Origin of the sequence: Nocardia concava NBRC 100430 (assembly GCF_000308815.1) — a bacterium.
GTDB lineage: Bacteria > Actinomycetota > Actinomycetes > Mycobacteriales > Mycobacteriaceae > Nocardia > Nocardia concava.
Genome location: NZ_BAFX01000108.1, coordinates 84201 through 97126, shown reverse-complemented (window position 1 = coordinate 97126; position 12926 = coordinate 84201). Strand labels below are relative to the sequence as shown.

Annotated in this window: 10 protein-coding genes; 5 read left to right on the top strand and 5 right to left on the bottom strand. The window is 68.2% G+C overall.

The genetic code is table 11. From position 1 onward, the window contains the following. The first annotated feature begins 142 nt into the window (after positions 1 to 142). On the top strand, positions 143 to 1012 hold the full coding sequence (locus tag ON43_RS25960; protein WP_051179224.1) for an Ig-like domain-containing protein: 870 nt from the start codon (positions 143 to 145) through the stop codon (positions 1010 to 1012). Between the two features lie 28 nt (positions 1013 to 1040). Here ON43_RS25960 and ON43_RS25955 read toward each other — a convergent pair whose 3' ends face one another. Genes ON43_RS25955 through ON43_RS25945 form a run of 3 tightly spaced genes read right to left on the bottom strand, consistent with a single transcriptional unit; the run spans position 1041 to position 4230 of the window. Further along, positions 1041 to 2606, bottom strand: a complete 1566-nt coding sequence (locus ON43_RS25955) for an FAD-dependent monooxygenase (protein WP_040811557.1) — start codon at positions 2604 to 2606, stop codon at positions 1041 to 1043. 46 nt (positions 2607 to 2652) lie between these two features. Beyond that, positions 2653 to 3285: a TetR/AcrR family transcriptional regulator gene (locus ON43_RS25950; protein ID WP_040811555.1), complete on the bottom strand. Its 633-nt coding sequence runs from the start codon at positions 3283 to 3285 to the stop codon at positions 2653 to 2655. Positions 3286 to 3345: 60 nt separating this feature from the next. Further along, entirely contained in the window at positions 3346 to 4230 is an 885-nt protein-coding gene (locus tag ON43_RS25945) for an esterase/lipase family protein (RefSeq protein ID WP_083913722.1), read from the bottom strand. Between the two features lie 132 nt (positions 4231 to 4362). Between ON43_RS25945 and ON43_RS25940 the strand changes: the two genes are divergently transcribed. Then, positions 4363 to 5238, top strand: coding sequence for a DMT family transporter (locus tag ON43_RS25940; protein ID WP_040811553.1), 876 nt, complete (start codon positions 4363 to 4365; stop codon positions 5236 to 5238). Here ON43_RS25940 and ON43_RS25935 read toward each other — a convergent pair. After that, complete coding sequence (locus tag ON43_RS25935; protein WP_245568749.1) at positions 5235 to 6401, bottom strand: AI-2E family transporter; 1167 nt, start codon at positions 6399 to 6401, stop codon at positions 5235 to 5237. The two genes, ON43_RS25940 and ON43_RS25935, sit on opposite strands and share 4 nt — an antisense overlap. Before the next feature lie 156 nt (positions 6402 to 6557). Here ON43_RS25935 and ON43_RS25930 point away from each other — a divergent pair, with 156 nt between their 5' ends. The 3 genes from ON43_RS25930 to ON43_RS25920 all read left to right on the top strand — a co-directional run bounded on the left by ON43_RS25930 (position 6558) and on the right by ON43_RS25920 (position 10817). Further along, positions 6558 to 7217: a phosphate signaling complex PhoU family protein gene (locus tag ON43_RS25930; protein WP_040811675.1), complete on the top strand. Its 660-nt coding sequence runs from the start codon at positions 6558 to 6560 to the stop codon at positions 7215 to 7217. Between the two features lie 167 nt (positions 7218 to 7384). After that, positions 7385 to 9865 (top strand): MFS transporter, encoded by a 2481-nt coding sequence (locus ON43_RS25925; RefSeq protein WP_040811551.1) that lies wholly within the window; start codon positions 7385 to 7387, stop codon positions 9863 to 9865. Positions 9866 to 9938: 73 nt separating this feature from the next. Further along, the gene (locus ON43_RS25920) at positions 9939 to 10817 is read left to right on the top strand and encodes an SGNH/GDSL hydrolase family protein (protein WP_040811549.1); all 879 of its coding nucleotides are present in this window, start codon (positions 9939 to 9941) and stop codon (positions 10815 to 10817) included. Here ON43_RS25920 and ON43_RS25915 read toward each other — a convergent pair. Next, a complete protein-coding gene (locus ON43_RS25915; protein ID WP_051179222.1) occupies positions 10781 to 12790 on the bottom strand; it encodes a molybdopterin-containing oxidoreductase family protein in 2010 nt (669 codons plus the stop codon). The two genes, ON43_RS25920 and ON43_RS25915, sit on opposite strands and share 37 nt — an antisense overlap. Positions 12791 to 12926 lie beyond the last annotated feature (136 nt).

Here is a 12926-nt window from a genome sequence, read left to right as displayed (position 1 = left end):
ATTCGGATGAGTCGGCATCTGAATCACTCGTATTTCGGAATACCGTCCGCCGGGTGCCCGCGCGTGATCTAATCGCGCCAACTCGGGTGCGTCAGCGCCTCGATAACGATGTCGAGGGACACCCGTGTGCGTGGGAGAGACGATGGTGGACAGAAGTATTCAGCGGGTGGCGGGCTCCATGGCGGCCCTCGCGGTCGCGGCGGGGTTCGTGGCTGCGGCCGTGCCCGGGACGGCCTCGGCCGCGCCCGGAACGGTCACCTGGTCCGACGGGAACAGCAAGTTCACCCGGACGGTGTCGAATACGAATCCGATCGTTGGGGAGGTCGTGACCGTCAAGACGACCTTCGAGCGGACCGGGATTCCGGTGGAGTACATCTACGCGGTGAAGGACTGGCACCCGGCCTGCCTGACGCCGGTGGCCGGCTCGGCGACGATGGGCGGCGACCAGGTTTCGCTGGACACCTCGAACCCGGATTGGGTGCGGGCGTCGTTCAGCATCACCAAGTACCCGGTGTACCCGAACATCAACCCGAAGTCGCAGACCTTCGAGGTGCAGTACACCGTCGGTGTGAACTGCGCCCGCGACACCCCGCTGCCCACCTCGATGGACTACAGCGGCTCGCTCGGCGACGGCAACTACGCCAACAAGGGCCCGAACATCACCGTGTCCAGCGATGCCGTGTCGACCACCGTGCTCACCGATGTGACCGGCGCGCAGACCGGGAAGGCCGTCACCCTCGAGGCGACCGTCTCCCCGGCCGCGGCGGGCGGCACCATCCAGTTCAAGGCGGGCGACCAGGTGCTCGGTGACATCCCGGTCAATGCGAACGGCAAGGCCACCATCGTGTGGACGCCGGGCGCGGCGGGCTCGTACACCATCGGCGCGAACTTCTCCGGCCGCACCGGCGTCGCCGCCTCCTCGACCACCAAGGTGGTCACCGTGACCGACGTCCCGGTCGATCCGACCCCGACCCCCACGCCCAAGCCCAACACCGGGTCCTTCGGGTTCTGATCGCGCGCACCCCGGTTCCCTCGAACCCTCAGTCGAGGGAACCGGGTACGCCGAACCAGCGTTCGAGGGCGGCACGCAGGTGGTCGTGATCGGATGGGGTGAAATCATCGGTGGCCCAGGCGATATAGCCGTCCGGGCGAATCAATAGCGCCGCGGCCGGAGGCTCCGAGCCGGTAGCCGCGATGAGGTCGACTCGATCGGCCCAACCCGCCGCGACGGTCGCCAGGTCGGTGCCACCGAAGGTGAGCAGGATCGGACGGGCCGAGCGCAGGAGTTCGGCGATTCGGGTTGGGCCGCTGCCGGTTTCGACGGTGAGGTCCGGGAAGAGACGGCCCGACAGCGGGTGCGCATCGCCGACGTCGTACCGGACATCGGAGCCCGCCAGCAGGTTGGCGATGTGCGTGGTCACCTGGGGCAGGTGCATCAGCTCGCCGAAAAGCTCTCGCAGAGCGGTTATTTCCGGCCCGGGGGAGACCAGCGCGGATTGCGACAGGGTGTACATGACGACCCGGTCCGCGACGGGGTGGCGTTCGGATTCGTAGGTGTCGAGCAGGCCCTCGGGCGCCCAACCCCGAACCTCCGCGGCCAGTTTCCAGCCCAGATTGACCGTGTCCTGGAGGCCCAGGTTGAGCCCCGGCCCGCCCATGGCCGAGTGGACATGGGCGGCGTCGCCGAGCAGGAAGACATTGCCGAGACGGTAATGCTCCGCGACCCGCGTGTTCTGACCGATGGTGCGCCGCAGATTGTGCGGGCCGGGCCAGGTCGGCGGGCTGATGGGCAGCGCGGTGCCCAGGACGCGTTCGACGCTGTCGCGCAGTTCGTCGAAGGTCATCGGCATGTCATCGGAATACCCTTCGCCGCCTTCGAATTCGATGGTCCCGACCAGCGGCCGGTCGGGTTGGAGTTCGGCGTAGACGAAGATGCCGCGTTCGAGGCGGTGGTGGCCGAGCCCGAAGGTGCCGACGCCGGGCACCTCGAGGCGGCCGTCGCCGGTGCGCAGCTCGGCGGGAATGGTGGTGTGCCCGGTCCGGGCGATGTGGCCGTCGGCGGTGATGCCGGGGAAGTCGATGCCGGTTCGCTTGCGTACCAGGCTCTTTCCGCCGTCCGCGCCGACCAGGAAGCGTGCGGTCAGCTCGTAGGCGCCGTCGGGAGCGGAGATCGAGAGACGGACCCGATCGTCACCGGGCTCGAGATCGGTCAGCTCGTGACCCCAGCGCAGATCCACGCCGAGGTCGATCGCGCGCTTGGTGAGGATCTCCACCATCTCCGGCTGCGGCTTGAGCAGCAGGTGCACCGGATTGGGTTGCACCGCAGTCAGATCCAGCGGCATACCGCCGAAGATGTAGCGCGGTACCGGGGTCGGTACACCCGGGTTGCCGCTGAACGCGCCGTAGAGGCCGCGCATATCGAGGATGCGAACCACTTGTCCGGCAAGGCCATTGGCCTTCGGCTCCAGGCTCGGGGCTGGTAGTCGGTCCAGCACGATGGGCCGGAGTCCGGCCAGCGCGAGTTCGCAGGCGAGCATCAGGCCGTTGGGCCCGGCTCCGGCGATGACGATGTCGGTGGTCGGCGTGGAAGAACTATTTTCGGGCATGACGAATAAACCTCTTGTCACTGAGGGTATTTCGGGACGACCGGCGCTAGCGGCGCTGCTGCACCGGTGGTTCGGGCAGGCCCGCCGCGAGCGCGGCCATGGCCTGCCGGATCAGAACGGGAATGGGTTGGGGCGGATCGGACCGCACGTAGATCTCGAAGGCGGCCTGCTGTGCCGCGGACGCCACCGCCGCCACCAGTCGCGGGTACAGGTCGTGCTCGGGATCGGTGCCGGTGCGCTCGGCGATGGCGGCGATCACCGCCTCCTGAATGCCCTTGGTCATCATGGCCGCGACCTCGGGTGCCTCGACCAGTTTCCGGACCTGGACGAGTTGTTCGCGGCTGGGCGTCAGATCACCGGTCTCGGTGAGTTCTTCCACCAGCGGTTCGACCATCGCCGTGGTGAGCGCATCCCACAGCGGCTCCTCCGCCGGCCGGGAGCGCAGAATCTCCACGCCGCGGCGGATTCGGTCGAGCTGCCGGTAGACGAGCGCGTCGTACTTACCGGCGAAGTAGTTGTTGAAGGTGCGCACGGAAACCCCCGCCCGCGCGGCGATGTCCTCGCGCACCACGTTCTCCAGCCCGCGCTCGAACATGAGCGCCAACGCCGCATCGCTGAGGGCGCGGCGGGTGTCGGCCTTCTTGCGCTCACGGAGTCCGAGCTGCTGTTCGTCGGGCATGAACCCAGTATGCGAGAAACGTGCCCGGCGGGCAATGTTTCTCGCCGGGCAATTTTTCGATCATTCGGAGAGCAGCTGTTCCACCACCCACCGCGCCGCACCCGGTTGCATCGGCAACGCGGCGTGGCTGGCGAAACCCGCACTCGGATAAAGATCTTCGAAGAAGTCGTTCACCACGCCGGGCTCCTCGATGAACGAGGCCGTCCCCGGCGGCGTCAGCACCTGATCGCCGCGCGTGGCCAGCACCGAGTAGGTGACCTCGGGAACGGTGACGCCGCCGTCGAGCAGCGCGGCCGTGACCCGTGACCCCGCCAGGCAGTCCAGCGCGCCCTGGACCCCCCGGAACACACTGTCGCGCAACGGATTGGTCGCATCGTTCAGCACGCTCGCCAACCCCTCCGGCGACCCGGGCAGATCCAGGCCGCCGATGAGTGTCGCCGCGGTCGTCCCCTTGGTCACCGGCGCGAGATACACCGCGCGGTCGACCGACGGCCCGCCGTGCAGGAACTTCAAGTAGTAATTGGCGATCAACGCCCCCGACGAGTGCGCGACGATATCGACCCGCTCGGCCCCCGTCGCCGCCCGCACCTCGGCGACGAAGTCCCGCAGCTGCCCCGCCGACTCCGCCACCGGCGCGGCCGCCTGCATCGGCCCGATGATCCCGTATCCGAAGATGAACGGGCACCCGCCGATCGCCCGGATCCCGCCCGTGATCCCCGCCATCTGCTTGTCGAGCGTCGCGCGGATGTCCCCGACCGCCCCGAAACCCCCGAGGATCACCACCGGATTCGGCTGCTCCGGCGCGGGCTTGCAGTCCAGCGCAGGCTCGAGCGTTCCGGAGGCGGGCAGCGGATCGCCCCCGATTCCCGGCGGCCCCGCCGTCGCGGGCGCCGCGCCCAGCGCCAGCAGCGTCGCCACCACCGCCATCCCCGCTCGAACTCGCATTCGTCGCAACTGTCGTCTCGCAGGCCTCGCATTCGTCACCGAAATAGTTCGGACACCGAGCGCGTTTGGACGACCGAATCAGCGTGTCGGCGGCGTGGCATACGCTCCGGTGGATCGGAAGGAGTGTGTGTTGTGAGCAAGCGCGGCTGGCTGTTGTTCCTGGGCATGGGCGTGATCTGGGGCGTCCCCTACGCCATGATTCGCGTCGCGGTGCGCGAATTCGACCCGGTGTTCGTGGCCTTCGGCCGGACCCTGCTCGGCGCGCTGGTGCTGCTGCCGATCGCGCTGTATCTGAAGGTGCTGATGCCGGTGCTGCGGCGCTGGCGCTGGGTGCTGGTGTACACGGTCGTGGAGATCACCGGCCCGTGGCTGCTCATCGGCCACGCCGAGACCAAGCTGACCAGTTCGACCGTCGGTCTGCTGATCGCCGCCGTGCCGCTCATCGCCATCGTGATCACCACCCGAATGGGCCACGAGCACTTGGACATGCGCCGCATCCTCGGCCTGGTGATCGGCTTCGCGGGCGTGACCGCCCTGGTCGGCCTGGACATCGACGTCTCGAATCTGGGCGCGCTGGCCGCCATCGGCGTGAGCGTGATCGGCTATGCGCTGGGCCCGATCATCATCGACCGCAAGCTGACCGAGCTGCCTCCGATCGGCGTGGTGACCGCCTCGCTGATGTTCGCCGCCGCCATCTATCTGCCGTTCGCCCTGTGGCGCCTGCCGTCGCACTACCCGTCCGGCGCCACCTGGTCGGTGGTCGGCCTCGGCCTGATCTGCACGGCGCTGGCGTTCGTGGTGTTCTTCGCGCTGATCGGTGAGGTCGGCCCGTCGCGCGCCACCGTCATCACCTATATCAATCCCGCGGTGGCCCTGCTGATCGGCGTCTCGCTGCTGGACGAGCCGCTGACCGCGGGCATGGCCATCGGCTTCCCGCTGGTGATCCTCGGCTCGATCATCGGCACCGCGCGGGCCCGGGCGCAGACCAAGGAGCCCGCGCCGGCCTAGCTCTTCGAGGCCCGAGTCCGGGTGCGCCCCTTGCGGGTTCGCCCGGTGCGCTCGATGCGTGGATCCTCGGGCACCTCGTAGCGGGGGACGTACTCGCCGAGGAACGCCTGCAGTGTCGCGGTGGCGGGAATGGCCAGCAGCGCCCCCACCGCGCCCAGCAGCGCACCGCCCACGATGACCGACAGCAGCGCGATCGCCGGATTCACGTCCACGGTCTTGGCGGTGATGCGCGGCTGCAGCACATAGTCCTGCAGCCATTGGTAGACCACCACGAAGATGACGATCCACACCGCGTCGATGGGATTGATGGTGAGCGCCACCAGGACCGGCAGCACGCCCGCCAGATACGTGCCGATGGTCGGCACGAACGAGGCCACCACACCGAACCAGATGCCCAGCGCGATCGAATTCGGAATGCCCAGCAGTGCCAGGAACGCTCCGTGCGCGATGGCCGAGATGACCGCGAGCAGCGCCCGCGAATACAGGTAGCCGCCGGTCTTCTCGATGGCCAGATCCCAGGCGTGCAGCACCGCACCCTGTTTCGCGGGCGGCAGCAGCGAGCACACCGCGCGCCGCAGCTTCGGACCGTCGGCGGTCATGTACACGCTGAACAGCGCGATGGTGACGAACTTGGCCAGCCCGCCCAGCACCGTGCTCGACAGGCCCCACACATTGTTCGCGGCCCGCGCGGCGTAGCCGTTGATCACGTCGGAGTCCTTGAACAGCCGGTCCCGCAGCTGGTCCAGGGTGAAGTTCTGATGGAACGTGCGGTTGACCCAGTCCACCAGTTCGTCGATGAGCCGCGGCAGTTCGCTCACCACATTGGCGACGGTCTCCACCATGAGGACGCCCAGGGTCGCGAGGAAGCCCGCGGTGCAGGCGAACACGATGAGGAACACCACGCCGGTGGCCAGTCCGCGATTGACGCCGCGTGCGGCCAGCCCGTCCACCGCGGGTTCCATGGCCAGGGAGACGAAGAACGCGACGGTCATCATGATCGCGATGCCGATCAGTTGATGCGCGGCCCAGTTGGCGAGTTCGAACAGGCCGAGCAGGGCCAGCGCGAGCACCATGGCCCGCGGCAGCCAGGCGGGCATCGAGGCCCGGCCGGGTGTTTCGGTGTCGGCGGTGTCGTCGGCGGCCACGGGGTCAGTCTCGTGCACGGGCCGATGTTTACCGGGGAGACGCACCGGGTTCCGATTGCCGGGAAATTCTGGTCGGTATGTTTTTACCTAGCGAAAAGAACCGAGAGTCATTCGGGGATAAAGGTTTTGCCGCGATAGTGTGCAGGCATGCATGTTGGCGGCCAAGATATGCGAGTGCGCACCAAATTCTCCAGCGAACTGATGGCGCTGACCGATGAGCTCGCGCATATGGCGAGACTGACGCATGAGGGTTCGGAGCGGGCCGCGGCCGCGCTCGCCGGCAGTGACCTGACCGCCGCCTACGAGGTCTTCGCGCTCGAGGAGAAGGTGGAGATCGAGCACGCCAAATGTGAGGACCGGTCGGTCATCCTGCTGGCCCTGGAGGCCCCCGTGGCCCGGGATCTGCGCCAGGTGGTGACCGCCATGCAGATCGCCGACGACCTGCTCGCGGTCAGCCGGGCGCTGAGCCGGGTGGCCGACGTGGTGGTCCGCCGCTACCCGAATCCGGTCGCCCCGCCGCAGGTCCTGGCGCTGCTCGCGGAAATGTCCAGCGCCATCACCCATCTCGTGGAGACGGCCATGGGAGCCATTGCCGCACAGAGCCCGCCGCGCGATCGCGCGCTGGTGCCGCGCGACGAGAACGTCGAGCGACTGCGTGTGCAATTGGTCGAGCTGGCCGCCGACGACACCTGGGCGCACGGCTCGGCCATGGCCATCGATATCGCGCTGCTGGCCCACCACTTCGAGCGCGGGGCCGACCACTGCGTGCGCATCGGGCGGCTCATTCGCTTCTTCCACACCGGTATTCCGCTCTACGCACAAACGGAGGCGTAACCACCACCTGCCGTCAGGGGTCCGATAAGCCAGGGGTAAGCTGCCCGAATTGCTTCATGGCGTGGTCTTTTCGAGTTGACCCGCATTGCTCTTCGCGTAGCACCGCAGCTCTTTTTTCGTAGCACCGCATGGCACGGACAGCCGAAAATCCGACAAGGGCCCCAAACATGACCAACAGCTCTACCCAGGCGAAGTTGGCAGCACCGGTTCGAGTCGCGCCCGCTCCCGCTACCGCGGAGAGATCGGCCGAGAACACTCTGTCATCGCAGAACACCCTGTCGCACCGCCAGATCATGACCATTTTGTCCGGCCTGCTGCTGGGCGTGTTCCTGGCGGCACTGGACCAGAACATCGTGAGCGTGGCGATCGTCCGCATCGCCAACAGCCTGCACGGCTTCGACAAACAGGCCTGGGCCACCACGGCCTACCTCATCACCGCCACCATCAGCACACCGCTCTACGGCAAGCTCGCCGATATCTACGGCCGGAAACCCTGCTACCTCATCGCCATCGGCGTATTCGTGCTCGGCTCGGTGGCCTGCACCTTCGCGACCACCATGTATCAGCTCGCGGCCTTCCGCGCGGTGCAGGGCGTGGGCGCGGGCGGGCTCATGTCGCTGGCCTTCACCATCATCGGCGATATCGTGCCGCCGCGCGAAAGAGTCAGATACCAGGGCTATTTCATGATGGTGTTCGGCATCGCCACCGTGCTCGGGCCGGTGCTGGGCGGCTTCTTCTCCAATGCCGATCACATCCTGGGACTCTCGGGCTGGCGCTGGGTGTTCCTGGTGAACGTGCCGATCGGCGTGCTCGCGCTGCTGGTCGTCGGCAAGGTGCTGGACGTGCCGTTCGAACGGCACCGGCAGCGCACCGACTGGCTGGGCGCGATAACCCTTGCGGTGGGGACGGTTCCACTGCTCATCGTCGCCCAGCAGGGGCGCGAGTGGGGCTGGCAGTCGCATCGCGCGCTGCTCTGCTACGCCGTCGCGGCCGTGGGGCTGGTGCTGTTCCTGCTGGTGGAATTCCTCATGAAGGACGCCGCGCTGATTCCCCTGCGGCTGTTCCGCAATCGCACCTTCAGCATCGCCATCGGGGGCGGCTTCATCGTCGGCGTGGCCATGTTCGGCGCGATCGTGCTGGTGCCCTTGTACTTCCAGGTGGTGCGGGGGTATTCGCCCACGCGCTCTGGGCTTTTCATGCTGCCGCTGGTGGTGGGCATCATGATCGGCGCGCAGATCTCCGGGCTCATCACCAAGTTCACCGGGCGGTACAAGGCGCTGCCGATCCTCGGGTCGCTGGTGATCGGGCTCGGGTCGGTGCTGTTCGCGCTGGTGCGCTTCGACTCGCCGCTGTGGCAGCCGCTGTTGTACTGCGGCGTCATCGGTTTCGGGCTGGGCGGGTGCATGCAGACGCTCATCATCGCGGCCCAGAACGCCGGGCCGCGCATGGATATGGGCGTGTCCACCGCATCGGCCACCTTCTTCCGGCAGATGGGCGGCACGCTGGGTGTCGCGGTCTTCCTGACCATCCTGTTCAACCTGTTGCCGCGCAAGATCATGGCGGCGTTCGGCGGGCATCTGCCACCGGGATTCGACCAGGCGCAGCTCGGGCAGATCCAGAGCAATACCAGCGGGATCGCGGCCCTGCCGGAAGAAGTTCGCGCGCCCATCCTGACCGGGTTCACCCATGCCATGGGCGGGGTGTTCTTCGTAGCGGCGGCGGTCGCGGTGGCCGCGGCGTTCGTGCTGGTCTTCATGAAAGAGATTCCGCTGCAGGATGTTCCGGTGGCGGTGGTCGAGGAAATCGCCGAGCCGGAACCCGAACCCGAGCCGGAGGAGCCGGAGTTCCGCTACGTCGAGCCGTCGGGACTGTCGGTGTCGGGCTGCGTGCACCGCGAGGACGGGCAGTCCGTGCCCGATGCGGTGCTGACCCTGATCGATCAACGCGGGCACCAAGTTTCGCGGGCGATCGGCGAGCCCGACGGGAGCTACCGCATCGGCGTCCCGCGCGCGGGCGGGTATGTGCTGATCGTGTCCGCCTTCGGCTACCAGCCCGCCGCGGTCTCGATCAGCGTCGGCGGTCGCCCGCATGTGCTCGATGTGCAGCTGCTCGGTTCCGGGGAGGTGTCGGGCACGGTGCGCACGGCGGGCCGCGGCGCGCCGCTGGGCGAGGCGACGGTCACCCTCACCGACGCGTTCGGCGATGTGGTCGGCTCGGCCATCACCACCGCGGAGGGCGACTTCATCTGCCGCGGCGTGCTGGCCGGGACCTACACGCTGGTCGCGGTGGCCGATCACATGCGGCCCACGGCCATGACCCTCACCGTGCCGGACAGCGGAATGCTGCGTCACGACATCGAATTGGCCCCGCGCGCGGTGCTCGCCGGATCGGCGTGCAACGAGCGCGGCGACGGGGTGCCGGACGCGCAGATCACCGTGCTCGACGAGGCGGGGGATCTGATCGCCATCACCCGCACCGACGACAGCGGCCGCTATGTCGTGCCGGATCTGGCCGAGGGCCGCTACACCGTCATGGCTCGCGGCTACCCGGCCGCCTTCAGCCGGGTCACGGTCGCCGACGGCGAGGTCGCCCATGACGTCCTGCTCGGCTACGAGCGGGTGGAGGCGGCGGACCGGGTATCCAACTGAGCGTGCAACTGCTAGGTTTCCGGCTGAAAACAGTCCAGCATTCGGTATTGGACTGATCCCGGGAAGAACAGTTATGAAGACCTCGCGCGCACTGCTGACCGCCGCCGCCCTCGCCGTCGTGCTACCCGCCGGAGCCGCTCAGGCCGAACCGGACGCCGCCGTCAATGAATATGTGGCCCTGGGTGATTCGTGGGCCGCCGACGCCACCATCACCCAGATCACGACCATCTTCACGCCCACGCCGTGCGTGCAGAGCGCCCACAATTACGCCAAGCAGGTCGCCGCGGCGCTCAATGTGCCGGTGTTCCGCGACGCCACCTGCGGTGGTGCGGTCACCGCGAACATGACCGCCCCGCAGCACACCGCGCTGGGCGACAACGCGCCGCAGTTCGACCGGCTGAGCGAGAGCACCGACCTGGTCACCCTCGAAATCGGCGGCAATGACGCGGATCTCGCGGCGGTCGTCGGCACCTGCGTCACCCTCGACCCCGCCGCGAATCCGTGCCTGGACCAGATGGTCGTGGACGGCGTGGACCGGATGTCGCAGAACATCGCCAGGACCGAACCGCGGGTGGCCGCCGCCATCGCGGGCATCCGTGAACGCGCGCCGCACGCGCGCATCCTGCTGCTCGACTACTTCGAGGGCATCGGCCTCGACGGCGGCTGCTGGCCGGAGATCCCGATCTCCGACGCGGACGCGATCTGGCTGGGGCACAAGCTGATCGAGATGCACGACATGCTCGCCCGGGTCGCCGACCGCAGCGGCGTCGAGTTCGTCGACACCTACGCCGGCAGCGCCGGGCACGACGCGTGTCAGCCCATCGGCACCCGCTGGGTGGAGGGCCTGCTCCCGTACTCGGGCAACCCGATCGGCCCGGCCGTGCCGTTCCACCCCAACCAGCTGGGCGCGGACTATCAGGCTCGCAGGGTGCTGGAAGCGCTCGGAGCCTGATCGGCGGCGGGGGTGCGCGGAGTGATCACGACCCGGTTGTCGTGGAACACCGCGCCGCCGCCGTAGTCCGAATCCCGTTCCGCGATGGTCGCGTTCACGGTCGCACCGCCGGTGTGCTTGGCCCAGCGGCCCTTCTGGGTCGCGGCCACGCCCGGCCGGACCACGTCGGAGACCTCGGCGATCGCGTCGAAGGAACCGCGGTCATTGCCGACGGTCACCGGATCGCCGTCGGAGATGCCGCGGGCCGCCGCGTCGTCGGGATGCAGGGCGACGCGGGGTTCGCCCGCCCGCCTGCGCAATTCGGGATTCGACCCGAACGTGGTGTTCAGGAAGTAGTGCGAGGCGGCCGAGATGAGCACCAGACCGTCACCCGGATCGGCGGGTGGGGTGTACCCGGCCAGCGGATCGTGTCCGGCCTGCGCGGCCCGCGGTGAGACGAACCGGAGCTTGTCGGTGGGCACCGGCCGCGGCTCGATCTTCAGGAAGCCCTCGGCGCGCAGCCGATCGATGTCGTACTGCTTCAGCAGCTGATTCGCCAGCTCTTCGTCGGATTCGTACAGCGCCGGTTCGGTCAGCCCCATCCGCCGAGCCAGCCGGCGGAAAGTCTCGGTAGTGGGCAGACATTCGCCGGGCGGGGCCACCGCGGGCTCGTTCCAGACCAGGTAGAGATTGCCGTAGGCGGCGATGACGTCGAGGTGTTCGGGCTGCATCGTGGCCGGGAGCACGATGTCGGCGTAATCGGCAGTATCGGTCTGAAAGTGTTCCAGCACAACGGTGAACAGATCCTCGCGCGCCAGACCCGCCCGCACCCGGCCCTGATCCGGATTGGAGCCGACCGGGTTGGCGGCGATCACGAACAGCGCTTTCACCGGCGGCCCAGCGGTTTCCAGCAGCGCCTCGCCCATGCGGGTCATGGACAGCGTGCGCACCGGGTTCGGCAGCAGGTCGAAGCGGGCCACCGCGGGTACGTCGAGGTCGAAGTGCCCGCTGGTCGAATAGTGCAGTCCGCCACCGGGAATCGCCCAGTCGCCGGTGACGCCGGGCAGGCAGGCCAGGGTGCGCAGCGCCATGCCGCCGCCCGCGTGCCGCTGAATGCCCTGTGAGACGCGGATGGCGGTCGGCCGGGTGGCGGCGATGCGCTCGCCCAGCGCCACAATGCGTTCCACCGGCAGCCCGGTGATCTCCGCCGTGCGCTGGGGCGTGTATTCCTCGACGCGCGCACGGAATTCGGGCCAGCCCTCGGTGTGTGCGGCCAAGAAGTCGCCGTCCTCGGCGCCCAGTGACACGATGACATGCATGAGTCCCAGCGCCAGCGCCGCATCGGTGCCCGGCAGCGGTGCCAGATGTTCGTCACAGCGTTCGGCCGTGCGGGTGCGCACCGGGTCGATGGCGACGGTGTACGCGCCGCTGTCCTGGATGAACTTCCAGACGTGATGACCGGAGCTGAGCGGATTGGTGCCCCACAACAGGATCAGCTTCGAGTGCGCGAGATCCTCCGGATCCATGCCGCCCGAGGTGCCGAGGGTGTACTTCAGCCCGGTGCTGCCCGCGATGGAGCAGATGGTCGGATCGTGCAGGGACGAACCGAGGACATTGAAGAAGCGCCGCCCGGAAAATCCTTCCAGCCCTTGCAGGTAGCCGAGGCTGCCGGTGCCGTGGAACGGCCAGATCGCCTCGCCGCCGTGCTCGTCGATGATGCCGGTGAGGCGGGTGGCGATCTCGTCGAGCGCCTCGTCCCAGGTGATGCGCTCGAAGCGGCCCTCGCCCTTGGGCCCGACCCGGCGCATCGGGTGGGTGATGCGCTCGGGGGAGTGGACCTGTTCGAGGTACCGGTTCACCTTGACGCACAGCGCGCCGCGGGTGACCGGATGGTCCTTGTTGCCGCGCAGGCCGACCGCCTTGCCGTCCTGTACGTCCACCACCCAGGAGCAGCCGTCGGGGCAGTCGAGTGGGCAGGCTCCCAAGATCTTCACCCGATCGATCGTAGGCAAGCGACCTGTCGGGCGCGAAAGGCGAGCGTACGGACGGTTTCCGCACGCGACACGCCTGCCGCGTCATGTGACGACACGCGGGGGCGCTGCGGTAATCTCGGCGCGCGGCTAATCAGCC

Excerpts from the sequence above, each read along its gene's own strand:
- ON43_RS25960 (WP_051179224.1), top strand. The coding sequence starts at position 143 with ATGGTGGACAGAAGTATTCAGCGGGTGGCGGGCTCCATGGCGGCCCTC.
- ON43_RS25955 (WP_040811557.1), bottom strand. The coding sequence starts at position 2,606 with ATGCCCGAAAATAGTTCTTCCACGCCGACCACCGACATCGTCATCGCC.
- ON43_RS25950 (WP_040811555.1), bottom strand. The coding sequence starts at position 3,285 with ATGCCCGACGAACAGCAGCTCGGACTCCGTGAGCGCAAGAAGGCCGAC.
- ON43_RS25945 (WP_083913722.1), bottom strand. The coding sequence starts at position 4,230 with ATGCGAGTTCGAGCGGGGATGGCGGTGGTGGCGACGCTGCTGGCGCTG.
- ON43_RS25925 (WP_040811551.1), top strand. The coding sequence starts at position 7,385 with ATGACCAACAGCTCTACCCAGGCGAAGTTGGCAGCACCGGTTCGAGTC.
- ON43_RS25920 (WP_040811549.1), top strand. The coding sequence starts at position 9,939 with ATGAAGACCTCGCGCGCACTGCTGACCGCCGCCGCCCTCGCCGTCGTG.